This window comes from Streptococcus moroccensis, from assembly GCF_030812835.1.
GTDB lineage: Bacteria > Bacillota > Bacilli > Lactobacillales > Streptococcaceae > Streptococcus > Streptococcus moroccensis.
Map to the genome: position 1 here is coordinate 1 of NZ_JAUSTM010000005.1, position 26294 is coordinate 26294.

Genomic DNA, 26294 nt, shown 5'->3' on the forward strand with positions numbered 1-26294 from the left:
AAATAACGCTCAGTGATTGTCAAGTGCTTGCCTTTTAGTGTATAATGATGTTGCATCTCAGGGAGCCTTTCTAGTGTGTTTGTGGTGAACTACATTATATCTCTCTGAGGTGTTTTTGTATACTTTTTTCTCAACTAGAAAGTGGCTAACTCCATTTTAGAACTTTCGTTTTTTGATCCCTTTTAACAATATATAAAATTTTTACATATTTGCTTGACAGTAAGATTCAATAGGTATAAAATTTATATATAAAATATTTATATATAAAAATTTTTAACCTAAGGAGGACGGAAAATGCACTTTCCAGTTTCGTCAACCTTGATTGAGTTTTTAGTTTTAGCCATCATTGAAAGACAGGATTCATACGGCTATGAGATTAGCCAAACGATAAAGTTGGTCGCTAATATCAAGGAATCCACTCTTTATCCTATTTTGAAAAAAATGGAGCAAGCAGGCTTTGTGACGACTTATAAACAAGAACATCAAGGCAGACAACGCAAATATTATGCTGTGACAACAGTGGGGCGTGAGCAATTAGCCTACCTTAAGCAAGAATGGGCAAAGCACACAGACACCTTATCTGACATTATTGAAGGGAGATTACGACTATGACGCGGGAAACCTATTTAGCAGAGTTAGCAACCTATCTGAAAAGATTGCCAGAGGCTGATTTTGAAGATAGCATGGCTTACTTTACGGAATTATTTGACGATGCTGGCGCTGAAGGTGAGGCAGAACTAATGGCCAGCCTGGGAACACCAAGAGAAGCAGCTGCAGAAATTTTGAGCCATTTCAAAGTGACAGTTGACAATCAAAATAAACCAATGAATCCTTCAGAAAGTGAAACAGATGACCAAAATCGTTCAGAAACCTCTCAATATGAAAGGTTACCTGAATTTAATCATATTAACATCAAATTGGATTATGAAAATGTTATTATTATAGCGTCAACAGATCATTCATTTGGCCTTTCTCATCCAACATTGAAGTCTTCAATTAGATATTGTGTTAAAAATGGTGTTCTTGATATAGAGTCTCTAAAAAAAGATTACAGAATCAATTCTATTGGTATGGGATTTAGACATTTCATTAGCAAACAGTTCCAAGAGACAGACAACTTAATAATTAGTTTACCGAAAGACTATTCCCTTAACAATTTATCACTGAATCTTGGCAGTGGGGATTTTCAGTTAAAGGAATTGACAATTTTAGGTTGTTCCATAGCTCTCGGTAGCGGGGATGTTGACGTAGTGGATAGTAAGGTTCACCAGACTACGGTGAATACAGGCTCTGGTGATATTGAACTAACCTCCTCTCATCTTGAAGATGTCAATTTAAATACAGCATCTGGTGATATCATTGTGACTAATACTCAGACGAATTCAAGTATGATTGTTGCAAATTCAGGCGATATTGAGTGTAAAGGAGGACAGATTTCTCAAGTTGAAATGGTTGCAAATTCAGGTGACATAGACTTAGATATGCACTATAAAGGCCTAAATAAGATTGAGACAAGTTCAGGCGATATTACCATTAAAGGTTTTGAAGAGCATTATCATCGTTTGTCAGTTACTGCAGAAACACTTAGTGGTGAGATTGAAGTTTCACTGCAAGACAGTGGAGACAGATTGTTTGAGGGTAGATATACGCATAGTGTTAGTGCTCCCTCTGATCAGTTGTACCTTCAGACAAACTGTGGCGATATTAGTCTAGGTTAAAAGTTCTTTTCGAAAACTTCTAAAGCTCAAACAGGCATTATGCCTGTTTTTGTGATATAATAGATAAGTTGCAATTCTGTAACGTAATACAAGCCCTATAAGACAGCTTCGCACTGTCTTGCATGAAGACCTTGTCTTCAAATAGAAAGAAGAACACATTGAAATTTACAGAACTTAATCTGGCAGAAAACATCTTGTCAGAAGTCGAAAAAGCAGGCTTTACAGAGCCATCACCAATCCAGGAACAAACGATTCCACTTGCCCTTGAAGGTAAAGATGTGATTGGCCAAGCCCAAACAGGTACTGGTAAGACCGCAGCCTTTGGTCTCCCAACCTTAAACAAAATTGATACTGAAAATCCTTTGGTCCAAGCCCTTGTGATTGCTCCAACCCGTGAGTTGGCCGTGCAAAGTCAGGAAGAATTGTTCCGCTTTGGCCGTGCTAAGGGTGTTAAAGTCCGCTCTGTCTACGGTGGCTCTAGCATTGAAAAGCAAATCAAGGCCCTCAAGTCTGGTGCCCATGTCGTTGTTGGAACACCAGGTCGTCTCTTGGATCTTTTAAAACGCAAAGCCTTAAACCTTAAAGGGGTTGAGACCCTTATCTTGGATGAGGCAGATGAAATGCTGAACATGGGCTTCCTCGAAGACATTGAAGCCATTATTGAGCGCACGCCAGTTGAGCGCCAAACCCTTCTCTTTTCTGCAACCATGCCTGACCCTATCAAGCAAATTGGTGTCAAGTTCATGAAGCAACCTGAGCACGTGAAAATCGCAGCTAAGGAATTGACGACTGAGTTGGTTGACCAATACTACCTCCGTGTTCGTGAGGAAGAGAAATTCGATACCATGACCCGTTTGATGGACGTGGATCAGCCAGAATTGTCGATCGTCTTTGGTCGGACCAAGCGTCGTGTGGATGAGTTGACGCGTGGTTTAAAACTTCGCGGTTTCCGTGCAGAAGGTATCCATGGGGACTTGGATCAAAACAAGCGTCTCCGTGTTCTCCGTGATTTTAAAACGGGTGGAATCGATATCTTAGTAGCAACAGACGTTGCGGCGCGTGGTTTGGACATTTCAGGAGTGACCCATGTCTACAACTACGACATCCCTCAGGATCCTGAAAGTTATGTTCACCGTATCGGCCGTACAGGCCGTGCCGGTAAGTCTGGTCAGTCCTTCACTTTCGTGTCACCAAATGAGATGGGCTATCTGTCTATCATTGAAAACTTGACTAAAAAACGCATGAAGGGCATGAAGCCTGCGACAGCAGAAGAAGCCTTTCATGCTAAGAAAAAAGTTGCCCTCAAACGCATCGAGCGCGACTTCGCTGATGAATCCATTCGCGCCAACTTTGAAAAGTTTGGTAAAGATGCCCGTGAATTAGCAGCGGAATTCTCTCCTGAAGAATTGGCTATGTATATCTTGACCTTGACAGTTCAAGACCCTGAACACCAGCCAAAAGTTGAGATTGCGCGTGAAAAACCATTACCATTTAAGCCTTCAGGCACTGGCTTTGGTGGCAAGGGCGGTGGCCGTGGTAAAGGTGGTCGCCGTGATAATCGCGATGGCAATCGTCGTGGAGATCGTCGTGACCGCAGAGATCGTCGTGACGGAGGCCGCAAAGGCGACTTCAAAGGCAAAGATAGCCGCTTTGATAGAGAAAAACGTTACCGTAAGGACCATAAAAAGCCTTTAAACACTTCAAGCGAAAAATCAACAGGCTTTGTGATTCGTAACAAGGGTGAAAGATAAACCGAAAAAGAGCGAACGTCAGGGAGGACACTGAAAAAGTCATCAATTTGATGGCTTTTTTGCTATACTAGAGATGAGGTGAGTCTATGCTTGATAATCAATTCACATTAGATGTCAGTCCATATTCTAATTTGTATGATATTGTGGTTCCCAAAACTCATTTTTTACGTCAGCTAACTGAACTGTGTGATTTTAGCTTTATTTATGATGAATTGGAAAAGAATTATCGTCTTGATTTTGGACGCAAAGCCTATTCCCCTATTATGATGTTCAAGTACCTCTTATTGAAAGATATTTACAAGTTGTCTGATGTGGATGTGGTTGAGCGCTCTTTTTCAGATATGGCCTTTAAATTTTTTCTTGGTCTAGCTCCTGAGGATTCTGTCATCGAACCTTCTTCTCTGACAAAATTTAGAAAGCTTCGGATAAAAGATGAGAAGCTACTCGATTTATTGATTTATAAATCTGTTCAAATTGCCATTGAACACAACTTGATTAAGCGTAAGATTCTCATTGTGGATGCCACTCACACTAAATCTCATTACAACCATAAAAAACCTCAAGAAGTCCTTAGAGAACGCTCAAAAGCTTTACGAAAAACTATCTACCAGTATTCTGAAGACATCAAAATGGAGTTTCCAGATAAACCTCAGGAAGATATTCTTGAAGCAGAATTGACTTATACCAAGGAGCTCATGGCTGTGGTAGAAAAACACGAAGACATCTTGGCTCTGCCAGCTATTTCTCAAAAGTTCAATTACCTCAAAGAAGCTGTTGATGACGACTTAGAACACTTGGAAGCTTCTGTTAAAGAAGAAGCTAGAGTTGGACATAAGACAGCGGACAGCTCCTTCTATGGTTATAAAAGCCATATCGCTATGACGGATGAACGGATTATCACTGCCTGTGTAGTGACTTCAGGTGAGCAAAGTGACGGGAAATACCTTCCTGCTTTGTATGAGAAAACAAAGGAAAATGGTGTTGAAATAGACACTATTATTGGTGATGCCGCTTATTCAGGAAAAGAGAATATTCAATTAGCTCGAAAAGAAAAGGTTCATTTGGTCTCAAAACTTAGCCCGTCTGTTTCAAAAGGATACCGTAAAGAAGAGGATGTGTTTGAATTTAATAAAGACGCAGGGCTATTGGTTTGTCCAGAAGGGCACATGGCTGTTCGCAAAGCAAGAACGGGTAAGAAAAATCAGAAGACCAATCAAGTTATTACGCATTATTTTGACATAGAAAAGTGCAAGATTTGTCCTTCCAAAGAAGGGTGTTATAAAGATGGTGCTAAGTCTAAAACCTACTCCATATCTATAAAGAGTGACAACCATCTTTTCCAGAAGAGGTTTCAGGAAACAGCTCATTTTCGAGAAATGGCACGGCATCGTTACAAAATCGAAGCAAAGAATGCGGAACTCAAACAAAAACATGGCTTTGATGTTGCTAGAGCATCATGTCTTTTCAACATGGAATTACAAGCAGCCACAACCATATTTGTGGTTAATATGAAAAGAATAATGACCTCATCAACTCCAAATAAGCAAAAAAACGAGGAATCTATTCATATTTCAGAGAGATTCCTCGTTTTTTGTTTAATTGAAATAAATTAGCGTAATTTTTTCAGTGGCCTCACGTCAGGTTCCTCTTTTTTGTTAAAATTCAGGCGATTCTCAGAAAATATGCTATAATCACTAGTATCAATGTCTGATATCACCTTAGAAAGGAGTGCTTCCATGAAAACCGTAGCTGTCTTGTATAATCCAGAGTCAGGATCAGGGGACAAACAATCGCTTGTGTCAGAGCTCAACGCCTATCTTCTAAGCCAAGGCTTTCTTTCGGAAGACATCTCCTTGATAGGGACGGAGTCAGGGCAGCATGCTTTTGAAATGGCCAAGTATGCAACCATGGCAGGCATCGACCTGATTATTACCATGGGAGGAGATGGCACCATTAATAAAATTGCAGCAGGTATTTATGAAGGTGGTGCTAGTGCTTGTCTTGGCATCATTCCATCGGGAACGGTTAATAACTTTGCTAAAGCTCTGAATCTTCCCCTGAATCGTCAAGAAGCTATGAGAAACCTTGTGGAAGGTGAAGAGCGACGGATAGATCTTGCCAAAGTAAATGATGATTATATGGTATCCAGTCTAACACTGGGGATTTTAGCAGACATTGCAGTCGATGTTAGTCAAGAGGAGAAGAGACAATTTGGGCCACTAGCCTTTCTCAAAAATGCCTATAAAATTATTAGACGCAATCGCAATTACTACCTCAATCTGGTGACCAATGATGCTGAGCGCCAAATCAAGACTAAATTTTTACTGATTACCATGACAGGTTCCGTAGCTGGACAAGTTCATTTTGACCGGGGCGCCAGACCAGATGATGGGTTGATGAGTGTATATTTATTGTCGGATTTTCGCTTTTGGCAAGTACTTCGTTACCTGCCTAGCTTTGTCAAAGGAAATTTTGCCAAACATCAAGAAGTCCAACATTTTCGAACATCAGAGCTCTCCATCAGTCAATACAAACACCGAAAAAGTCAAAAGGCGCGAACGCGCGTTGATGGGGATAAGAGCCAGTATTTACCCATTCATGTAGCTGTTCATCCAGGTGCTATCAAAGTCATGGTACCAAAAGACGAATCTTAGTTTTCCAAAAAACTTTTGATTGGGACATCTTACCCCAAAAACTACTTTTCTCATCACTACACTAAAGTCTTCATAAGGTATCAGCATGTAGAAGTGCCGGTCTCATTCCAAAGCCTTATCAGAAAGGAAATACATGTCCGTCAATTTATTGTTTTCCATCGACGATGGCTATGTTGACCAGTTCAAAGTCACTCTGTATTCTGTCGTCAAAAACTGTAGTCAAAAAGACCTGGCTATCTATGTCCTCCAACCCTCTGTTCTGGAGCAATCAGAAGCCGTAACAGCTTATTGTAAAGCTTTAGGCGTCAGCTATCACCCTATTGTGGTGGAGGATGCCTTATTCGCCAACGCGCCGACAACAGATCGTTACCCTAAAACCATTTATTACCGGCTGTTGGCGCATGAGATGTTACCCGATCATCTGGATAAGATCCTCTACCTAGATGCAGATATCCTTTGCCTGAATGATATGATGTCGCTTTACCAGTTGGACATGACAGGAATGCTCTATGCAGCTGCTAGTCATATAGAGGACAATGACATGATGGATTTTATCAATAAAAAACGTTTGCGAAATATCGAAGCTACTTCTTATTTCAATTCGGGTGTGCTCCTGATGAATCTTGAGGCCATTCGCCAATCGGTTAGAGCTCAGGATATTTTTGACTACATCGACAAGCATCGGACGGTTCTCTTTTTACCCGATCAGGATGTGCTCAATGGCCTTTATGGACACCAAACCATTCTTATTCCAGAAGAGATCTTCAATTACGATGCTCGATACAGTCTTGTCTATCTCATGCGTAGCAATCGTGAATGGGACCTTGATTGGGTGATTAATCACACGGTCTTCCTCCATTTTTGTGGCCGAGACAAACCCTGGAAAAAAGACTACCGCGGACGCTTCTCTGGCCTTTATAAGTATGTCGCTAGGAAGGCTGGGGAGGTCTAGGGAACACTCCTAAGCTAGCTACGCTTTTTGCCACAGGTTTAGTATTACCTCTCTATCGAACATTGGGAGTTAGGAGACCTTTATTGAATGGCTATGCTTGGGGTTCTCGAAAAAATCTTTCAAGAAAGCCTTTACAAAATGAAAATGGTATGATAGAATAAAATTAAATAAGGGCAGTTACTGATGATGCAGGCTGGACCGTGATACCCTAAAAACAGTGTTTTTAAGTGTGTCATGGCCAGCTTTTTCTATGCCAAAGGGGGTGTCAAGTGAAGATCGTCAAAGTTCTCAATAACAACTCTGTGTTAGCAGATGAAGATGGAATTGAGTATATTTTATTTGGCGGAGGAATTGGGTTTAATCAAAAGAAAGGCCAGGAAATTGAACCATCTAAGATTGAACGACGGTTTATTGCAACCTCAGATTCTTCGATTGAAAAATATGGCCAACTGATCGAATCCATTCCAGAAGAGTATGTCACACTGGCGAATACCATCATTGAACAAGCAAGAGGTCAGTTGAAATATGCCCTGTCTAATACCATCTATGTTTCTCTTACAGATCACTTGTATAATCTGGTTAGACTTTACAAAGATGGGATGAAACTCGGTAATCCATTGTCCTGGGAAATAAAAAAGTTTTACCCACTAGAGTATCAAGTAGGTTTAAGTGCTATTTCCCTGATTTCACAAACCTTTGATTTAGACGTTGAAGAGAGTGAAGCTGGAAATATTGCTATGCACCTGATCAACGCTCAAATTAATGACCAAAGTAGTAGCATGATGGATGTCCAAGGTGTCACCAAAAAAATCCGGGACATTATGGCTCTTATTCGGATGCATAATGGCATTGAGATTGATGAAACAAGCTTAGCCTTTGATCGGTTTGTGACGCATTTGCGATTCTTTTTCAAACGGGTCAATGCCATCAAAGATTTTGACCAATCTAATCCTCTGCTTGAAGATGTTGTCAAACGGTATCCCAAAGCATACGAAACCACAAAACTCGTAGGTGAATACCTACAAGCCGTATTGAATGATGATGAGCAACTCTATCTGACGCTCCACATTCAAAAACTCATTGAAAAATAAAAATAGGGTGTTACTGGTAAAGCAGGCATGACTAAGTAAAACATTTTTTGACACAGCGTCAAAAAGTCTATTTAGTTGTGCCTGTTTTATTTTTTAATAAAGAAAGGAAGTATAAAATGGATTACAAAGATTTGGCTAACCGGATTATAGTATTATCAGGCGGTAGAGATAATTTTATAAAAGTTTTTAATTGTATGACACGAGTCAGAATTAATTATAGAGACATTGATAAGGTCAAAAAAGAAGAGATTAAACAACTTCCAGGGGTATTGGGAATTATTGAAGATTCATCTTTTCAAATTATTGTAGGACCTGGAAAAAGCACAAAATTACAGGAAGCAATAAATCAAGAACTGCAATTAGAAGTGGTTAATGAAGAATTAGTAGAAAGTTCTAAAAATCAAGGTTTTCTCAAAACACTATCTAATATCTTTGTCCCAGTTTTGCCAGCAATTATTGCTTCTGGTTTTTTACAAGGTATCAACAATGTTTTAGTAAATCTTGCTTCCGATGCCGCAAAATCTCAAGGAATTATTGGTACAGAAACATTAAGTCAAGCACAGGTGATGCTTCAAAATTGGAATTTATTTGAGGTTAGTACTGTTCTTGGAATTTTAGGGAATGCTGCATTTGGATTTTTAGCGATTTACACTGGTATCACAGCCGCCAAAGAATTTAAAACAGATATGATTATGGGTGGTTTGGTAGGAGCTATGACATTGTCCCCTAATTTATCCCTCATTAATTTAGCTCCTGGACGTGGAGGTCTATTTGGTGTCATTTTAGGTGTTTGGCTTTTATCGATCATTGATCGTCAGTTGAAAAAGTGGATTCCCGATGTTATTGATGTAGTTATCAGACCAACCCTATCTTTGCTATTGACAGCAATAATCTATTTTGTAGTCATTATGCCAATAGCCGGATTATTAACAGATCTTTTAACTAATGGAATTCTCTTTATCATTGAGACTGCCGGGGTTGTAGGTGGTTTCGTCCTAGCAAGTCTGGCACCATTACTAATTTCAACAGGTCTTCATCACGGATTAAATCCTATTAATATTGAACTCATTAATTCAACAGGCAGTACTCCGATTTCAGCCATTCAAATTATGAGCAACGCAGGTCTAGTCGGTTCTGGATTAGCACTGTATCTATTAACAAAACGTACTGAAATCAAAGAAACTGCTAAAGGTGTCATACCTGCAACATTTTTAGCGGTTGGAGAACCTACAATGTATGGATTGGTTATCCCATCGGGGTTTGGATTTGTTACTGCTTCAATTGGAGCTGGTTTTGGTGGTATGATGATTCGATTGTTGGATGTAAAACTTTCTGCAATGGGTGCAGCTGGAATGTCAGCAATTCCACTAGTCGCTGATGGTAAATATTTACAGTATTTAATTTCATATGCAGTTGGTTTAACGGCAGCATTTGCACTAACATATGCAGTTGGTAAATATAAGAAGTTTGAATAAGATCATTTAAAAGGAGAAAACAAGTCATGAAATACGAAGCACTCAATCGCACCATCCTTGAAAATGTTGGTGGCAAAGAAAATATCAATGGGCTTACCCATTGTATCACGCGTTTGCGCTTTAAGCTCAAAGACGAATCCAAGGCTAACACAGAGGTCTTAAAAAACACAGATGGCGTAGTAACCGTCATCCAAAGTGGCGGGCAATACCAGGTTGTTATCGGTAATCATGTGCCTGAAGTTTATGATGAATTTTTGCAAATTGCAGGAATCACTGAAAATAGTACAGAGTCTAACAGTGAGGCTCCCAAAGGGTTATTAAATAAATTCATTGACTTGATTTCAGGTATTTTTACACCGACACTTAGTTTATTGACAGCTACAGGTATGATTAAAGGGCTTAATGTACTGATGGTTACCTTAGGTCTTTATTCAAATACTTCGGGAACTTATGCCTTATTGCAAGCCGCTGGCGACTGTTTCTTTTATTTCTTTCCAATCTTTCTAGGTTATACTTCAGCACAAAAATTTGGCTTAAAACCTTTCGTAGGGATGGCTTTAGGGGCAGCACTTGTATATCCAAATGTTGCTAATTTAAAAGCTGCGGAACCTTTGTATACATTATTTACGGGAACAATTTTTGAGTCCCCAATTTATGCAACTTTTTTAGGAATTCCAATCGTATTAATGTCTTATAGTCAGAGTGTTATTCCTATTATTATTACAACTTTTTTTGGTGCAAAAGTCGAAAAAACATTGACTAAAATTGTACCAAGTGTCATTCGAAATTTTGTTGTTCCGTTTGGGGTTATGCTTTCAATGGTACCATTGGCCTATCTTATTATTGGACCTGTTGCAACATGGATTAGTAATATTTTAGGAGCTGGAATTTTATGGATTTATAATTTAAGTCCAGTATTATCAGGTTTGGTAATTGGAGGACTTTGGCAAGTTCTTGTTATGTTTGGATTACATTGGGGAGTAGTGCCTATTGCAATTAACAATTTAACAAGTCTTGGTTATGATCCACTTTTAACTTTAATGTTAGGAACTCCTTTTGCAACAGCTGGTGCAGTATTGGCTGTTGTTATCCGATCAAAAAATGCCAAAGTAAGAGAATTAGGTATTCCAGCTTTTATTTCAAGTTTATTTGGTATTTCTGAACCATCTCTTTATGGTATTACATTACCACGGAAAAAACCATTCTTTGCAACTCTGTTTTCTGCTGGTGTTGCTGGTATCATTATGGGCTTTTTCGGAAGCAAAGGATATATAATGGGGGGGATGGGAATATTTGGTCTCCCAAATTATATCAACCCATCTACAGGGATTACTATGGAATTCTGGGCAGTAGTAATTGCGATTACTGTCGCATTTGTTCTCAGCTTTATTCTAACAATGACAATTGCCTATGACCCAAGTTACGATGCGATAGAACCTACTACCAATAAAAATGATTCTAATGAATCCAACACACAAAATAATAATAGCGAAAAAGATCTCATTAACCTCATTGACATATCATCACCGATTGAAGGAGATATTTTAACCTTAGATAAAGTGGAAGATGCTGTGTTTGCTCAAGGATTACTTGGAAAAGGATTTGCGGTTAATCCAACTAAAGGTGAAATTATTACTTTATATGATGGTACTGTAGAAACGCTATTACCATCTAACCATGCTATCGGTTTAAAATATGATAATGGTGTAGAAATGTTAATTCATGTTGGTATGGATACTGTTAATCTTGCTGGGAAACATTTTACAGCTCATGTTAGCCAAGGCGACTATGTGACTAAGGGCCAAGTGTTATTAACGTTTGATATTGAAGCGATTAAAGCAGAAGGATATTCTGTGACAACTCCAATAGTTATCACTAATTCAAACGATTATCTCGAAGTGATTGAACCTTCCCTAACGGATGATGTTAATCCAAATAAAATACTGTCCATTGTAGTATAATGATTGTAATAAATAGTAAGGAGGAACTAAAATGAAAGCTGTCTTGGTAATGTTTGATACGTTAGGCAAAGATTTCTTGTCCAATTACGGAAATGATTGGGTAGATACTCCTAATTTTGAACGGTTGAGAAAACAAACAGTAACCTTTGATAACTTCTATGGAGGAAGCATGCCTTGTATGCCTGCCAGACGGGAATTGCATACAGGACGGTATAACTTCCTTCATAGAATGTGGGGTCCACTGGAGGTTTTTGATCAGTCAGTCTTTGAAGTTCTTCAAAAGCAAGGAATCTATTGCCATTTGATTACGGATCACTCTCACTACTTCGAAGATGGTGGAGCAACCTATCACAATCGTTATTCAACATGGGAAGGTTTTCGAGGTCAAGAGGGGGATAGATGGGTTCCCAGATTACGGGCAAAAATTGGCTCAGACTATAACAAATTAAACAAGGAGGGACTTTCGGTTGTTCAGCATTTTGCCAACCGGACCAGACAAGAAACAGAAGAAGAATTATCTAGTGTCAAAACTATTGATGCAGGTTTAGACTTTTTAAAAGAATATCATGGTCTAGATGATTGGTTTCTTCAAATTGAATGTTTTGATCCTCATGAACCATTCTATGTTCCAGAAAAATACAGAGAGAAGTACCAGGACACAGTTTCAAAATCTCCTTATTTCTGGCCTAAATATGGTCGAGTAACCGATGATGTTAACGCTGAGGACTTGAAGGAGTTGCAGAATGAATATGCCTCTCTCATAACGATGTGTGACTTCCATTTAGGTCGCATTCTAGATTTTTTTGATCAACATAATCTTTGGGAGGATACCTTATTAATTGTCAATACCGACCATGGGTTACTTCTAGGTGAGCATGGCTGGTTAGGAAAAAATATTCCTCCAATGTATGATGAAGTGATCCATCTGCCATTCTTTATCAGTTATCCAGGAGGTAAAAAGGATCAAAGAGTTTCAGAGTTAGCCCAAACTATTGATATTCCAGCAACATTATTAGATTATTTCAACATAGATAACCATTTAGATATGGATGGACAGTCCTTGTTAAAAATCCTTGATGACGATTCAGAGATTCATGATACCGTTATTTTTGGAACAAATGGCGGTCATGTTAGTATATATGATGGGAAGCACATCTATATGAGAGCTTCCCAAGATAAGAGTAATGGTCCCTTGAAAATTCAAACGACTACCTATACATTGATGCGAGGTTTCCTTCCGAAAACAGCATTAGATGAAATGGTGTTAAAAAAAGGGACACGTTTTACCAACCATTACCCTTACACAGAACTTGAAGTTCCTAACTACATTGACTCCTACTCTGTTGGCAATCTCTTGTTTGATATGGAAAATGATCCCTCTCAAACAGCGCCATTAGATGATATCAAATTAGAAGAAAAAATGATTCAAAAACTGGTGAAAATTATGAAAAATATCGAAGCACCAGAGAGCGAGTTTGTAAGGTTGGGGTTAGTTGATTATTTATAAAAGAATTTATTCTTCAATTAAGTAGTTTTTTAGAAGGAGACATAGCATGAAACATATTTCTATCTTAGTGAAGCCAGCCTCAGCTTGGTGCAATCTTCGGTGTAAGTATTGTTTTTACGCGGATGTCTCCTCTTTGCGTGAGGTGAGGTCTTACGGCAAGATGAAGCCTGAAACGACTGAGCTGATGATTGAAAATATCTTTAGAGATTTAGATGACGGAGATGACTTAACCCTTGCCTTTCAAGGGGGTGAGCCTACCTTGGCTGGTTTGTCTTACTTTGAACACATGGTTTCTTGTGTCCAGAAACAAACAAAACAAGTATCCGTTCATTATGCTATACAGACCAATGGTACATTGATTAATGCCAAATGGTGTGAATTTTTAAAGAAAAACCAATTCTTAGTTGGGTTATCAATTGATGGCACACCGCTTTATCATGACCTTAACCGCTTGGATCCGAGAGGGCGAGGAACTTTTCACAAGGTGAAACAAACTAAGGACCTGTTTGATGCCTATGAGATTGAGTATAATGTCTTATGTGTTCTAACGGAACCCTTATCCTACCACGCTAATGATGTTTACCAATTCATAAAAGAGCAGGACATCGCCTATGTCCAATTTATTCCCTGTTTAGATGATTTAGAGGCAGATAGTCCTAGCGACTATGCCTTAACACCACAAGGCTTTAATAGGTTTTACAGCCAATTGCTTCCTCTGTGGCTGGCAGATTTGAAAAAAGGGACTAGACGGTCTGTTAAACTCTTTGATGATGTGTTAAACTTGTTAGTAGCGCATCGCGTAACTGCCTGTGGGATGCTTGGAAATTGCCAGATTCAATATGTGATTGAAGGGGATGGTAGTGTTTATCCCTGTGATTTTTATGCATTGGATGATTATCGCTTAGGGTATATCCAAGAAATGGGCTTAAGAGAGATGTTCATGAGTAAAATTGCTAAACATTTCTTGTGTTCCCGACCGATTTCAGCTCTACCCCAAAAGTGTGAGACGTGTCCTTTCCGGCAAATGTGCCGTGGCGGTTGCAAGCGTATGAAAGATGCCATGTATGTTGATGAAGCACAGGATTTTTGTGGCTACCAAAACTTTCTGCATCAGTTTGTACCAGAGATTGATGGGATTTTACAGCAATTATAGGAGAATATTGTGATTGGACTGATTTATTTTATCGTTATCATTTTAGCCAATACGGTAGGAGCTGTATCGGGCATGGGTGGTGGTGTCATTATCAAACCTATTTTTGATTTTATTGGTGCTCACGATGTGGCGTCTATCTCTTTTTATTCTGCGGTTGCAGTCTTTACCATGTCGCTTGTTTCGACCTATCGCCAGGTTAAAAATGGGGTTCACATTGATGGTAAACAGACAGTTAGTCTGGCCCTGGGCTCTATTCTAGGTGGTTATTTAGGAAATGCACTCTTTTCCTTTATCCAATCCCAGTACCAATCCGAAAGCTTGACCCAAGGGGTTCAAATTATCTTGACCTGCTTAACCTTAATTTTTGCCTTCTTTTATTCCAAGCATTCGGGTTATTCCCTGCAATTAAAAGGATTGGGCTACTACCTGCTTTGTGGCTTGATTTTAGGGACTCTGGCTAGTCTTTTAGGTATCGGTGGTGGTCCGATCAATGTCTCCTTATTGATGCTGATGTTTGCCATGCCGATCAAGCAAGCGACTGTTTATTCTATTTGTACGATTTTCTTTTCCCAACTGTCAAAAATCGTAACGATTGGCTTAACAACCGGATATGGTGGATATGATATGACCATTTTGCTTTATGTCATCCCAGCAGCTATTCTAGGTGGCTTTATCGGAGCAAGGCTGAGTAAAATTTTAAGTGCTGAGCGCGTGGCTTTGATTTTCCAACTCGTTATCATTTTAGTCTTGCTAATCAGTGTTTATAACGGGATCCAATTGCTTTAAAAGAAAGAGAAAGACATGATTAAAATTCCAGGTGGAACCTACCGTATTGGTTCTGACAAAGGACTAGGGTTTGCTGAAGACCGAGAAGGTCCAAGTTGCGAAGTGTCGGTAACTGACTTTTATATCGATGCGACGACCGTTACCAACCAAGAGTTTTTGGCCTTTGTGGAGGCAACGGGCTATCAAACGGAAGCCGAAGGTTTTGGGAATTCGTTTGTTTTGAAATATTTTTTAGCAGAAGATGTGTTAGCCATATCTGAAACCGTTCCACATTTGACGAATTGGGCGATTGTCGAAGGGGCTGATTGGCGCCATCCCCTAGGACCAGGTTCTTCTCTAGAAGGTCTCATGGAGCATCCAGTGGTCCATGTTTCCTACAATGATGCAGTCGCCTACTGTGACTGGGCTGGCAAGAGATTGCCAACAGAAGCAGAGTGGGAAATCGCTGCTAAAGGAGGCACAGACCATGATGTCTTTCCTTGGGAGGGCATGTCCTTAGTTCCAGACGGGGAGTATAAATGTAATTCATGGCAAGGAGAGTTTCCGATTCAAAATGATGCCCTGGATGGCTTTGAACGAACAGCTCCGGTCAAATACTATGAGCCAAATGGTTATGGTCTCTACCAAGTCATTGGCAATGTCTGGGAATGGTGTGCTAATCCAGCACGCATACCATTAGTTGAATTTCAAGATAAAAATGGCCCAGCTTTCTATCAGGAAAACAAGGCAAAAAATGATAACTATATGGCCACAAAAGGTGGCTCCTTCCTCTGTCATTTCTCCTACTGCAAACGGTATCGCATCGCAGCAAGAAATGGGAATTCTGGTCAATCTACAGCGATTAACGTAGGATTCCGATGTGTGAAGGATAGTGAGTAAGAGCAATAAAATAGACTGCAGATTCTATTAGCAAGGAATTCTGTAGTCTTTTTTTGAGCTTAATTTTCTGATTTCTGATACTTTAGTCGATATTGCTTTGGTGGCATACCGACTTCTTTTTTAAAGTAATGGTAGAAGTGATTCTCAGAAGAAAAGTTTAGAGCTTCAACGATATCAGTGATTTTTAGATCAGTGGTAGTTAATAATTGTTGTGCTTTTTGGATACGAATTATTTTTGAATAATTGGAAATCGTATGTGAGGTTTTTTTCTTTAATAATCGATTTAAGTACTCAGCATTATAATGAATGGTATCTTCAATTTCTTTTCGAGAAATATAGCCATGACTTGCTTCTATCAGACTTTTTAGTCGGTGCACTAAAAAGTCCTCTTTATTGCTATCTAAGGATACATTTTTTAATTGAAAGAAATGAGGGTTATTTAATGTATCTAGAAGTCTCAAGAGTAAACCTTTTTGAAAATATTCAGTACCTATAGGTTCTGTAGACAGTTCAATTTGAATCTGATCCAATAGTTTATGGAATGATTCATTTTGAATGGGCAATAAGGAGTTAAATTCGATATAATTTCTTTGCCAGTCCATTTCCTTTTTAAAATATTGGTTAAAATAATGAAAGATTGGCTTTGATAAGAATGATGGTCTCAAAGTTTTAATAATAGTTTCAAGTAGAGGGGGAGATATGTCAATAATCAGCAAATGACCCTCTTCAATATGATCGCTTTGAGCAATTAAAGGATTAAGAAAACAACCTTGACCGGCTAAAAAAGTATACTCTTTTCCTTCAATAACTTTTGTCACTTGACCAGACAGAACATAAGAAAATTGGAATGAATTTGTTTTATAAGGCTCAACGGATGGTTTCTCTACAATAAATTCGATATTTTTATCCTGAATCAGTGTATATAAAAGATTATTATCGACAGAGCGTTTATAGAACATGGCTAAAGGGTAGACTAAATCAATTAAAGGAAAGTTATCAGCAGATAGCTTATTATTAGTCTGGTAACTAAACTCTTCAGAAGACTGGTTCATATGTATACCATTAAGTTGATTACAGACAATCACTATACTTTCTATGTCGGTTTTTTACATGTTATTTTAGCATAAATTCCATTAAAATAAAATCATAAGTAAGACAAAGACCCATCGTTAAAATTTTCAAGGATAAGCTTTGAATTTTTGTTTTTTCTATATCTGGTGGGTCTTAGCTCTTGCTAAATAATTAATTTAAAGGAGTTTTTCGGATGAAATCAAATAAAATCAACGAAAAATTTGATGGTAAATTTGCATTCTTTCATGCAACTTCTGTAAGTGGTACAGCGATGATGATGCTGGCCTTAATTTCAACCTATTTTAGCGTCTATATGACAGATACGATAGGTCTTGCAGCAGGAGCGGCAGGTTTGATTATGTTTATTGGTTCTCTGTGGGATGCCATCAATGATCCTATGATGGGAATTATTGCAGATAGAACTAAGTCAAAATGGGGTCGTTATCGTCCATATTTTCTTCCTGCTCCGATTTTATTGACCTTATTTGGAACGTTAATGTGGATGAATCCGGACTTATCACAAACTGGAAAATGGTGGTGGGTTCTTGCCATGCAAATTGGATTTGGCATGACAACAACTATGTATACCATGCCTCAGATGTCCATTCTACCAGCTCATGTTAAAAGTGATGAACATCGTAATAAAATTATCACTTTTGGGGCAGTATCATCAGCCTTGATGTTCACTATCGGAACATCTTTCGGTCTCGATTTGAAAGCTTTCTTTGAGAAAACATTGGGAGTATCAAATGGTTGGGTGCCGTTAATGCTTATCTTAGGTGCTTTAGCCTGTGTGTCTTTCTGGGGATTATTTGCTACCTCTCGTGAAAAATATATTGAGCCTATCCCAGATAGACCAATGTCTCAAGATTTAAAGCGTATCTTACGCCATAAAGAGCTTGCTCCATTTATTATTGTTTGGGTTTTGGCATCTGTTGGTTATGGATTATCCTTTGCATCATCCGTTTATTACTTGATGTATTATTATCAACGTCCTGACTTAATTGGAACTTATATGTTCATCTCCTCACCAGCTGGATTACTTTCTATGATGGTCGTGATGCCACTCACATTGAAATATTTAAAAACAGCTCAAAAAGCTTTAACGTTCTCTGTCCTAACATCTAGTATTTTCTATATCATCTTATTCTTCTTTGGAAAATCAAGCTTTATTTTACTGTGTGTTCTTAGTTTTTGCGCTAGTTTATTTGCAACTATGCAAAATGCTCTTGTGAATGTTCTAGTAAATGATGCTATTGATTATATTCAATTTACAGAAGGGATTTCTGCCAACGGTCTCATTTCTTCAATTAAAGGATTTGCTCAAAAATGTGGTGGAACAATCACTAACTCTGGTATTCTCTTTATTCTAGGTCTTACAGGTTATGTAGCCAATGAAATAGGAAATCAAAATGGAGCAACCATGTTTGCTTTGAACTTCCTTAAATTTGGAGCTCCTGTTGTTCTCGGTTTGATTATGTTATTAGCGCTACGATTTAATCCAGTAGATAAACACAGGGACGACATCACAGCTATGAAAGCTTTGATAAGAGATCATTCAGAAGAAAATCATGAGGCATAAGTTAGTTAAATTTTAAAATTAGAGCGAATTTATAAAGGAAGGGAAAATATGAATAAATCATTTAAACCTGGGCAACCATGGCTAGATACTGATGGAAATCGTATTCAGGCACATGGTGGTTCGGTAATTTATATAGATGGTATCTATTACTGGTATGGTGAAAATAAAGAAAAGACTGACGGTGAAAATGGTATTTGGCATTGGGGAGTAAAATGCTACAGTTCAAAAGATTTATATAACTGGAAAGACGAAGGAATCATCATATCGCCAGAAGTAGATGATGAAACATCAAGTCTCCATCCTTCAGCCTGTATGGATAGACCTCATATTATTTACAATCAACGGACAAAAAAATACGTTTGCTGGTTAAAGATTATGAATGGTTTTAATGAACAAACGGAAACCGTTTTAACTGCTGATAATATCTTGGGACCCTATACAAAAGTAAAAGAAGGCTTACGACCATTGGGGATGAGTGCTGGAGATTTTGATTTAGCAGTAGCACCAGATGGAAAAGCGTACTATTATTTTGAGAGAGTCCATAGTGAAACAATTTGTGCTGACCTAACGGATGACTATACGGATGTTACTGGTTATTATTCTACACATTTTCCTCGAGTTCAGCCTCCATATGTTCGAGAAGCGACAGCTCATTTTTACCGCAAAGGAAAACACTACTTATTAACATCTGGAACAACCGGTTATCTTCCGAATCCTTCCGAAGTGGCGATAGCCGATACCTGGCACGGGCCATACACTGTACAGGGGAATCCTCACATTGATGATACCAGCAAAACCTCCTTCCATTCTCAGATATCGTCTGTTTTAAAAGTTGAAGGGAAAAAAGACCTTTATATTGCCTGTGCAGATAGATGGTTACCAAATGAAATGCATCGTGAATACGATACTTATGCAGAAATGTTTGATCTAATCTATCAAGGTAGAGAAAATGAATTCGACTTCTCTCGCATGGGAGAAACACCTGTCCAAAATACCTCTATTGCAGATTATGTTTGGTTACCGATTCGTTTTGAAGGAGAGCGAGCCTATATTGATTGGCACGATGAATGGTCTTTAGATGATTTTGAATAATGACAGTTACACAAAATCCATAAATATGAATAAAATTTAGTACAAAAAACGGAATGTTATTAGGGCATTCCGTTTTTTCTATAATCACTGGGTGTTTGCCCAGTATTTTTTTTGAAGATTTTTGAAAAATAATCTGTAGATTGGTAGCCACACTTTTCAGCGACATCGTTAATTGTGAGTGAATGGTCCTCTAACAATTCTTTAGCTTTCTTCAACCGAAGCTGGTGACAATAGTCTGTAAAGGACTGTTTTATTTCTTTTTGAAAAAGTGTACTGAGGTAACTTCTGGAGATATGACAGTGTTGAGCGAGGATATCTAATGTCAGTTTTTTATTTAGATGCGTCTCAATAAAATAAAGGCATTCTTGGATAGCAGGAGAATATGTGTGGTAATCTGAGTAATCCTTGACGAGTTGGCAATAGGTCTCGATAATTCTCTGGCCATAATTTTCCAAATCATCATAAGATAACTCCTGATGAAGTGGAATCGATAGGCTAGAGGATACTTTATCAATGTATACTGGTGGAATATGACGTCTCTCAACAGCTTTACGACAAAGGGTATTAAAGATTCTTAGTCCCATGATTTTCATTTCCATAGGATTATCTGTCCTGCTTTTAAACGTGAGTTTGCTCTGAATTTCTTGAAATTTAAGCGCTTCTTTGGCATCGCCATTAGCAACAGCGTCTAGAACCTTATTTTCTAAGGCGTAAAAGTCATCGATTGTATCTCGGTAGTGTTTCGACATTTTATCTTGAGGTTCAATAGGCCTAAGTAGGTGTGATGGGAGAAAGGAATGGATGCTTTTGCTTTAGCGGACATGCCACAAGTTGGTACCTATATTAATGCATATGATGGTATGCCAAATACGCTGGAAGCGCTTGTAAAAAAACTAGCTGGAGAATCTGAATTCAAGGGAGTTTCTTCTGTAGATGCTTTTTGTGGACTAATTGATACACATATTTGGAGAGAACATGCTAAATAAGTAAACCCCCTATAGTTCGAATGGAGCATTATTATAGGCTTAAGGCCAAGTTGATTTATTGCATTTTGATTATATGCCTTTCAATTTGGGTAAGTATCGTAATATAGAGTTGGGAGAGACACCTATGATGGCATATCCCAACTCATAAAAAACCAAAAAAATGAAAACGTTTTATTTAAAGGAGTCTAAAATGGCAAAATCTGGAGTTCATAGAGCAAAAACATGGGAAATCGCTCTATTTGCATTCAATAACACTTCTACCAACCTTTGGATGGTTATGGTCAACTTTGTGGCCTACTATTTAACAGGATATGTAGGAGTCGGAGTAGTATTGGCTTCAACCCTTATGACGTCTATGCGTATATGGGATGCGGTAACGGATCCTTTAGTAGGATTTATCGTTGATAAGACAAATGGTAAATTTGGAAAAAATAGGCCTTTCATTGCTATAGGAAATATTATTTTATTAGTCACTACGGCACTAATGTTCTTTGTAACACACCATTTACCAGAAAACTTTAGATTGATTTATTTTATTGTCATCTATTTATTCTATATTATTGGGTATACATGTCAGACTGTAGTTACTAAATCGGCACAATCTAGTTTAACAAATGATCCTCAACAACGCCCAACTTTTGGAATTTATGATGGGATTTATAATGCAATCTTATTTGCAACGTATCCTGTTATTGTTTCTAACTTTTTGATACCTAAATATGGTGGATTTACTGCGGAGTTATTTGCTAATTTATGGTTTATCGTTGCACCTTTATCAACTCTCTTTGCCTGGTTAGCTATCTTCGCACTGAAAAATAAAGATAGAGAAGAATTCTTTGGTACTGGTCAGCAGGTTAAAGTAACCTTTAGAGATTACTGGGAAGTCCTAAAAGGCAACCGTGCGATTCAGATGTTAGTTGTTTCTGCATCAACGGATAAGTTGGGGCAAACAATTCGTAGTAATGCAACGATTATGGTTATCATTTATGCGATTGTTTGTGGTAACTATGGATTACAGGGTGGTGTAGCAGCGTATGTCACATTACCACAACTTTTAATCATTTTCTTCGGTGTTAAAATCTGGGCTCAAAGACTCGGTCAACGAAAAGCATTGATGATCGGTTCATGGGGTGGTATTATTGCCAATAGTCTCCTGTTCTTGCTCTTCTATATCGGTAATCCTAAAACTATGGCTTTGCCTGGTATAGAAGGATTTAATGGTTGGACGTTCTTTACCGTCTCCTTCTTAATCCTTTGGGTAGCATCAGCAGGTTTTAGCTCATTGGCTAGTGCGATGGTTATCCCAATGACAGCAGACTGTGCGGATTATGAAGTATATCGTTCTGGAAAATATGTTCCAGGTCTTATGGGAACGCTCTTTAGTTCTGTAGATAAGATTATTTCTTCTTTAGGCACAACTATTATCGGATTGATGTGTGCGCTTGCTGGTTACACCGCAGATTTACCTCAGGTTGATTCTCCATATTCAGAATCAATTAAATTTGTTGGTCTGTTCTGTCTCTGTGGTTTCATTATTATTGGCTACCTTTGTAATATTATTGCTATGAAATTCTATCCATTAACTAAAGAAAAAATGGAAGAAATTCAAGATGAAATAGCACGCATTAAGTCAGAACAAGTACAGTCTTGATCAACCGAATAGGTTATTTAAAAAAATATAAAAAATCTGCATGTGGAAATCTTGATTTCTTCATGCAGATTTTTTTAATGTTAAAATAGATTGATATATTTTCTGAAGGCTATACTTCAAGCTCGAGAAAATTAATGGTTAAAATAATTAATCACACTTAATCTTCTAAAAATGTCACTGTGCCGTTATCGAGTGAAGCGATGCGGCAGACAGAGTGAACGTTGAGGCCTTTGGCATCTAGTTTAGCACGGCCATCTTGGAAGGATTTCTCAATACAAATCCCGATTCCTGCAACTTTAGCACCAGCTTGCTCAACAATATCCACAAGTCCAAGGGCAGCTTCACCATTGGCAAGGAAATCATCGACGATGAGGACAACATCGTCTTCATTGAGGTATTGTTTAGAGATGATCACGCGACTCGTGATATTCTTGGTGTAGCTATGGACATCTGTCTCATAGCGTTCCTGATTGGCAAGGGTTGACGGTTGTGTCTTCTTGGCAAAGAGCATAGGGACATCAAAGAGTTCAGCAGTCGCAATTGCAGGCGCTATCCCTGAAGCTTCGATGGTAAAGATTTTTGTAATACCAGCATCTTTAAAAGTTGTATAGAACTCTTGCGCGATCTCACGGATAATAGCTGGATCAATTTGATGGTTCATGAAAGAGTCCACTTTGAGGACATTGTTTGGAAAGACTTGACCGTCTTTTAAAATACGTTGTTTTAACATACGCTTTAGCGTTTCTCCTTAAGGACAATATTGAGAATCAAGGCAGCTAAAGTACCAGTTGAGATACCTGAGGAAAGGATCATTTGAAGGGCACCAGGCAAGCCTTGAAGAATTTCAGGGCGAACGGTTACACCAATACCAAGGGCAAAGGCAACCGAAATTATAAGCAGTTCACGGTCACCCAAATGAACAGAAGCCAAAGTTTTAAGACCTTGGGCAGCAACTAAACCAAACATGATAACGCCAACACCACCAAGAACAGGTTGAGGCATGACAGAAATCAAGGCACTCAGTTTAGGGAAAATTCCTAGAATAGCTAAAATAATACCAGCGATAATCATGACGTGACGGCTGGCAACCTTTGTCAAGGCAATCAAGCCAACGTTTTGAGAGAAGGCTGTGTTAGGACCAGCACCAAATAAGCCTGAGATCATGGAACCAACACCGTCAGCCAAGACACCAGATGCTGCACGATCGCTAGAAACTTTGACGTTAGAGGCTTCACCGATAGCCATCATGATACCAACTGTACCGATGGTTGAAACGATATATGCTGGAACGAATGATAGGGTAGAGGCTAGGTCGAATTTAAAGCCATAACGAAGTACGTTAGGGATTTCAATCCAGGCAGCATCTTTCACAGCAGAAAGATCTACCATGCCAAGCGGGATACAAACCAAGTAACCGAAGACCATCCCAATAAAGACAGAAGCCGTGCTCCACATGCCTTTACCAAAGTGGTTAAGGAAAAGGGTAAAGAGCATGATAACAAAGGCTACAGCCAAGTTTTTAACAGAACCATAGTCTGCTGCTCCTGAACCACCCGCTGCCCAGTCAATACTGACAGGAAGAAGGGTGATACCGATAAGCGCTACAACAATACCGGTAATCAGTGGTGGGAAGAATTTCATCAAGGGTTTGATGAAACGGCTTAGAACGATTTCAATAAGCGAACCTGTGATGGTAGCAGCGACAATACCTGCAATACCAAATTTAGCCCCGACACTGATGGACGGGTTAACGAAGGTAAAATCTGTTCCCATCATTCCAGATACACGAGAACCTACCGGACCAACGCCTCTTGATTGGATAATAGTAGTTAAACCAGAAGCAAAGATCGTAGCACCAACCATGAAGGACGTATCCTTAACATCAAGGCCAAGGGCACTTCCCACAACAAGGGGAACAGCGATAATGCCCGCAAAGGCTGCTAGAATATGCTGGAGAGCAAGGACAATGGAAACGCCCATAGGCGGTTTATCGTCAATCCCATAAACCATTTGGGTTTCTTGTGCTTGGATAGTCGGTTTTTCAGTCATTTGACACCTCTTTTTAAAAAATGATAGACCTATTATACTTAAAAAGAAGATAATGGTAAACAATCACAATTAAAATAACAATAAACATTCGGAAATAAAGCGGTTTATCGATGATGTTTCCTAATATAATTCAGTTTTGACTGTCTGGTCCGACGTTTAAACAAGGCTTCCGCTGACATAGCAGCTTCCTTACTCTCAAAGGTTTCCCAATAAAGAAGGTTAACAGGAAGTCTTGCTCGTGTATATTTTGCTCCTTTGCCAGCATTGTGGGTTGCCAGACGTTTATCCAAGTTCGTCGTGTAGCCTGTGTAGAGGGACTCATCGGCGCACTTGAGGACATACATATAGGCCTTTTTAGTTTCCATAGTAAATATCAAAGACCTCCTTGGTATAACTCCCATCTTCCTCGTGAACAATCAATGGTGGAAGGAATTTGAGACCTTCTGTCGAGCCATCTTTAATCGCTTCGATCAGCACCATATTGGCCTCCTTGCCCGCTTTAGGATAAATCAGTTGCAGACGTTTTGGCGCCAGCCGGTATTTTGTCATGGTCTCAATGATTTCAATGAGACGGTCAGGACGATGCACCATTGCTAAACGACCATTGGACTTAAGGGCCTGCTGACTCACTTTACAAATGCCTTCCAGATTGGTGGCAATCTCATGACGGGCAAGCAGGTAGTGCTCACTGGCATTTTTTTTGGAGGTTTCGGTCACCTTAAAATAAGGTGGATTACAGAGGATGAGATCAACCTTCCCTCGCGGGACATGGTCAAGCAAGTTAGCCAGATCGTCCGTAATCACATTGACCTGATCTTCTAAACCGTTAAGAACAATAGAGCGCTGGGCCATATCGGCCAAGCGGTCCTGCAGTTCAACAGCGACAATCTTGGCCTTAGTAGCTGTGGAGGCAAAGAGCCCCACAGCCCCATTGCCTGAACACAAATCAACAATCAAGCCTTCTTTGGGGAGCTTAGGAAAGCGCGACAAAAGAACGCTGTCCACCGAATAACTGAACACCGCCTTATTTTGTATAATTTTAACATCTGTCGAAAAGAGCTGGTCTATTCGCTCTCCGTCTTTTAAAATTACTTTGGTCATGGTATAATTATAGCACATGATTTAAAATCAAGTAGTGATTCACTGATTAAAAAGGAGATTCTCGTGTTTTATGCTTATTTAAGAACTGTAGTGACCTTCTTGCTTTGGGTTATCAATGGCAATATCCATTACCATAATACGGATCGTATTATCTCTAATGATGAAAACTATGTTTATGTTGCCCCTCACCGGACCCTCTGGGAAGTCGTTTTTATGGCCCATGCTGTTCGTCCCAAGGAATTTGCGGTTATTGCGAAGAAGGAACTGTTCACCAATCGTATTTTTGCTTGGTGGATTCGCATGTGTGGTGCCTTTCCAATCGATCGTGAAAATCCAGGCCCTAAAGCCATTCGCTACCCCGTTAATGCCTTAAAGAAAACCAATAAATCGGTCATCATGTTCCCATCAGGAAGCCGCCATTCGACCGATGTTAAGGGAGGCGTTGCTGTCATCGCCAAGATGGGCAAGGCTAAAATCCAGCCAACAGTTTATGTTGGCCCACGGACCTTTAAAGGCCTTTTTAAGCGGGAACGGATCGATATGAATTTTGGCGAGCCTATTGACATCTCGGATATCAAACGGATGAATGATGAAGGCATTGCAGAAGTATCTCGTCGTATTCAAGCTGCCTTTGATGCCTTGGATGCTGAAATGATTCCTGTTCATGATAATAAAAAACCAAATCCTCTCATGTGGGTCATCTGGATTCCAGCTGCTGTACTAGGTGTGCTATTGATCCTCTTGACCGCTATTATCAGTCTTTTTGCACCATTTATCTGGGATGCTGAAAAACATCAAGAAATTAATGAAGCCAATTAAATGCTATTTATCCCCT

General features: G+C 39.1%; 22 protein-coding genes and 3 pseudogenes. 19 read left to right on the forward strand and 6 right to left on the reverse strand.

Annotated elements, in window-relative coordinates; translation table 11 throughout:
• The first annotated feature begins 294 nt into the window (after positions 1-294).
• The 14 genes and pseudogenes from J2S23_RS03275 to J2S23_RS03340 all read left to right on the forward strand — a co-directional run bounded on the left by J2S23_RS03275 (position 295) and on the right by J2S23_RS03340 (position 15927).
• Complete coding sequence (locus J2S23_RS03275; RefSeq protein WP_307121332.1) at positions 295-612, forward strand: PadR family transcriptional regulator; 318 nt, start codon at positions 295-297, stop codon at positions 610-612.
• Positions 609-791 (forward strand): annotated as a pseudogene (locus J2S23_RS03280) (DUF1700 domain-containing protein); the annotation flags it as partial. The gene J2S23_RS03275 and the pseudogene J2S23_RS03280, both read left to right, overlap by 4 nt.
• A 33-nt stretch (positions 792-824) precedes the next feature.
• A complete protein-coding gene (locus tag J2S23_RS03285) occupies positions 825-1718 on the forward strand; it encodes a DUF4097 family beta strand repeat-containing protein (protein ID WP_307121434.1) in 894 nt (297 codons plus the stop codon).
• A gap of 158 nt (positions 1719-1876) precedes the next feature.
• The gene (cshA, locus tag J2S23_RS03290) at positions 1877-3469 is read left to right on the forward strand and encodes a degradosome RNA helicase CshA (protein ID WP_307121333.1); all 1593 of its coding nucleotides are present in this window, start codon (positions 1877-1879) and stop codon (positions 3467-3469) included.
• Positions 3470-3555: 86 nt separating this feature from the next.
• Positions 3556-4992: pseudogene (locus J2S23_RS03295) on the forward strand (IS1182 family transposase); the annotation flags it as partial.
• A 213-nt stretch (positions 4993-5205) separates the two neighbouring features.
• Entirely contained in the window at positions 5206-6123 is a 918-nt protein-coding gene (locus J2S23_RS03300; RefSeq protein WP_307121334.1) for a diacylglycerol/lipid kinase family protein, read from the forward strand.
• Positions 6124-6256: 133 nt separating this feature from the next.
• Positions 6257-7075, forward strand: coding sequence for a glycosyltransferase family 8 protein (locus J2S23_RS03305; protein ID WP_307121335.1), 819 nt, complete (start codon positions 6257-6259; stop codon positions 7073-7075).
• A gap of 269 nt (positions 7076-7344) precedes the next feature.
• Complete coding sequence (locus J2S23_RS03310; RefSeq protein WP_307121336.1) at positions 7345-8166, forward strand: PRD domain-containing protein; 822 nt, start codon at positions 7345-7347, stop codon at positions 8164-8166.
• 47 nt (positions 8167-8213) lie between these two features.
• Positions 8214-9641 carry a PTS transporter subunit EIIC gene (locus J2S23_RS03315; protein WP_307121337.1) on the forward strand — a complete coding sequence of 476 codons (1428 nt, stop codon included), beginning with the start codon at positions 8214-8216 and terminating at the stop codon, positions 9639-9641.
• A 26-nt stretch (positions 9642-9667) separates the two neighbouring features.
• Entirely contained in the window at positions 9668-11602 is a 1935-nt protein-coding gene (locus J2S23_RS03320; protein ID WP_307121338.1) for a beta-glucoside-specific PTS transporter subunit IIABC, read from the forward strand.
• Between the two features lie 31 nt (positions 11603-11633).
• Positions 11634-13109 (forward strand): sulfatase, encoded by a 1476-nt coding sequence (locus tag J2S23_RS03325; protein ID WP_307121339.1) that lies wholly within the window; start codon positions 11634-11636, stop codon positions 13107-13109.
• A gap of 46 nt (positions 13110-13155) precedes the next feature.
• The gene (locus tag J2S23_RS03330) at positions 13156-14262 is read left to right on the forward strand and encodes a radical SAM/SPASM domain-containing protein (RefSeq protein WP_307121340.1); all 1107 of its coding nucleotides are present in this window, start codon (positions 13156-13158) and stop codon (positions 14260-14262) included.
• Between the two features lie 9 nt (positions 14263-14271).
• The gene (locus J2S23_RS03335) at positions 14272-15048 is read left to right on the forward strand and encodes a sulfite exporter TauE/SafE family protein (RefSeq protein ID WP_307121341.1); all 777 of its coding nucleotides are present in this window, start codon (positions 14272-14274) and stop codon (positions 15046-15048) included.
• A gap of 15 nt (positions 15049-15063) precedes the next feature.
• On the forward strand, positions 15064-15927 hold the full coding sequence (locus tag J2S23_RS03340) for a formylglycine-generating enzyme family protein (protein WP_307121342.1): 864 nt from the start codon (positions 15064-15066) through the stop codon (positions 15925-15927).
• 59 nt (positions 15928-15986) lie between these two features.
• Here the strand turns inward: J2S23_RS03340 and J2S23_RS03345 are convergent, their stop codons facing one another.
• Entirely contained in the window at positions 15987-16979 is a 993-nt protein-coding gene (locus tag J2S23_RS03345; RefSeq protein ID WP_307121343.1) for a helix-turn-helix domain-containing protein, read from the reverse strand.
• 212 nt (positions 16980-17191) lie between these two features.
• Here J2S23_RS03345 and J2S23_RS03350 point away from each other — a divergent pair, with 212 nt between their 5' ends.
• The gene (locus J2S23_RS03350) at positions 17192-18580 is read left to right on the forward strand and encodes an MFS transporter (protein ID WP_307121344.1); all 1389 of its coding nucleotides are present in this window, start codon (positions 17192-17194) and stop codon (positions 18578-18580) included.
• A gap of 48 nt (positions 18581-18628) precedes the next feature.
• Positions 18629-19672: a family 43 glycosylhydrolase gene (locus tag J2S23_RS03355; protein WP_307121345.1), complete on the forward strand. Its 1044-nt coding sequence runs from the start codon at positions 18629-18631 to the stop codon at positions 19670-19672.
• Between the two features lie 59 nt (positions 19673-19731).
• Here J2S23_RS03355 and J2S23_RS03360 read toward each other — a convergent pair whose 3' ends face one another.
• A complete protein-coding gene (locus J2S23_RS03360; RefSeq protein ID WP_307121346.1) occupies positions 19732-20421 on the reverse strand; it encodes a helix-turn-helix domain-containing protein in 690 nt (229 codons plus the stop codon).
• Between the two features lie 54 nt (positions 20422-20475).
• On the opposite strand from J2S23_RS03360, the pseudogene J2S23_RS03365 reads away from it, so the two are divergent.
• Both J2S23_RS03365 and J2S23_RS03370 read left to right on the forward strand, forming a co-directional pair.
• Positions 20476-20658 (forward strand): annotated as a pseudogene (locus J2S23_RS03365) (hypothetical protein); the annotation flags it as partial.
• 190 nt (positions 20659-20848) lie between these two features.
• Positions 20849-22309, forward strand: coding sequence for an MFS transporter (locus J2S23_RS03370; protein ID WP_307121347.1), 1461 nt, complete (start codon positions 20849-20851; stop codon positions 22307-22309).
• 157 nt (positions 22310-22466) lie between these two features.
• Here J2S23_RS03370 and J2S23_RS03375 read toward each other — a convergent pair whose 3' ends face one another.
• From J2S23_RS03375 to J2S23_RS03390, 4 genes are all read right to left on the reverse strand, one after another.
• Positions 22467-23039, reverse strand: coding sequence for a xanthine phosphoribosyltransferase (locus tag J2S23_RS03375; RefSeq protein WP_307121348.1), 573 nt, complete (start codon positions 23037-23039; stop codon positions 22467-22469).
• A gap of 5 nt (positions 23040-23044) precedes the next feature.
• On the reverse strand, positions 23045-24358 hold the full coding sequence (locus J2S23_RS03380; protein WP_307121349.1) for a nucleobase:cation symporter-2 family protein: 1314 nt from the start codon (positions 24356-24358) through the stop codon (positions 23045-23047).
• Between the two features lie 104 nt (positions 24359-24462).
• A complete protein-coding gene (locus J2S23_RS03385; protein WP_307121350.1) occupies positions 24463-24723 on the reverse strand; it encodes a GIY-YIG nuclease family protein in 261 nt (86 codons plus the stop codon).
• Positions 24713-25459, reverse strand: coding sequence for a tRNA1(Val) (adenine(37)-N6)-methyltransferase (locus tag J2S23_RS03390; protein WP_307121351.1), 747 nt, complete (start codon positions 25457-25459; stop codon positions 24713-24715). Before J2S23_RS03390 ends, J2S23_RS03385 begins: the two co-directional genes overlap by 11 nt.
• 63 nt (positions 25460-25522) lie before the next feature.
• On the opposite strand from J2S23_RS03390, the gene J2S23_RS03395 reads away from it, so the two are divergent.
• On the forward strand, positions 25523-26278 hold the full coding sequence (locus tag J2S23_RS03395; RefSeq protein WP_307121352.1) for a lysophospholipid acyltransferase family protein: 756 nt from the start codon (positions 25523-25525) through the stop codon (positions 26276-26278).
• The last annotated feature ends 16 nt before the right edge of the window (positions 26279-26294 follow it).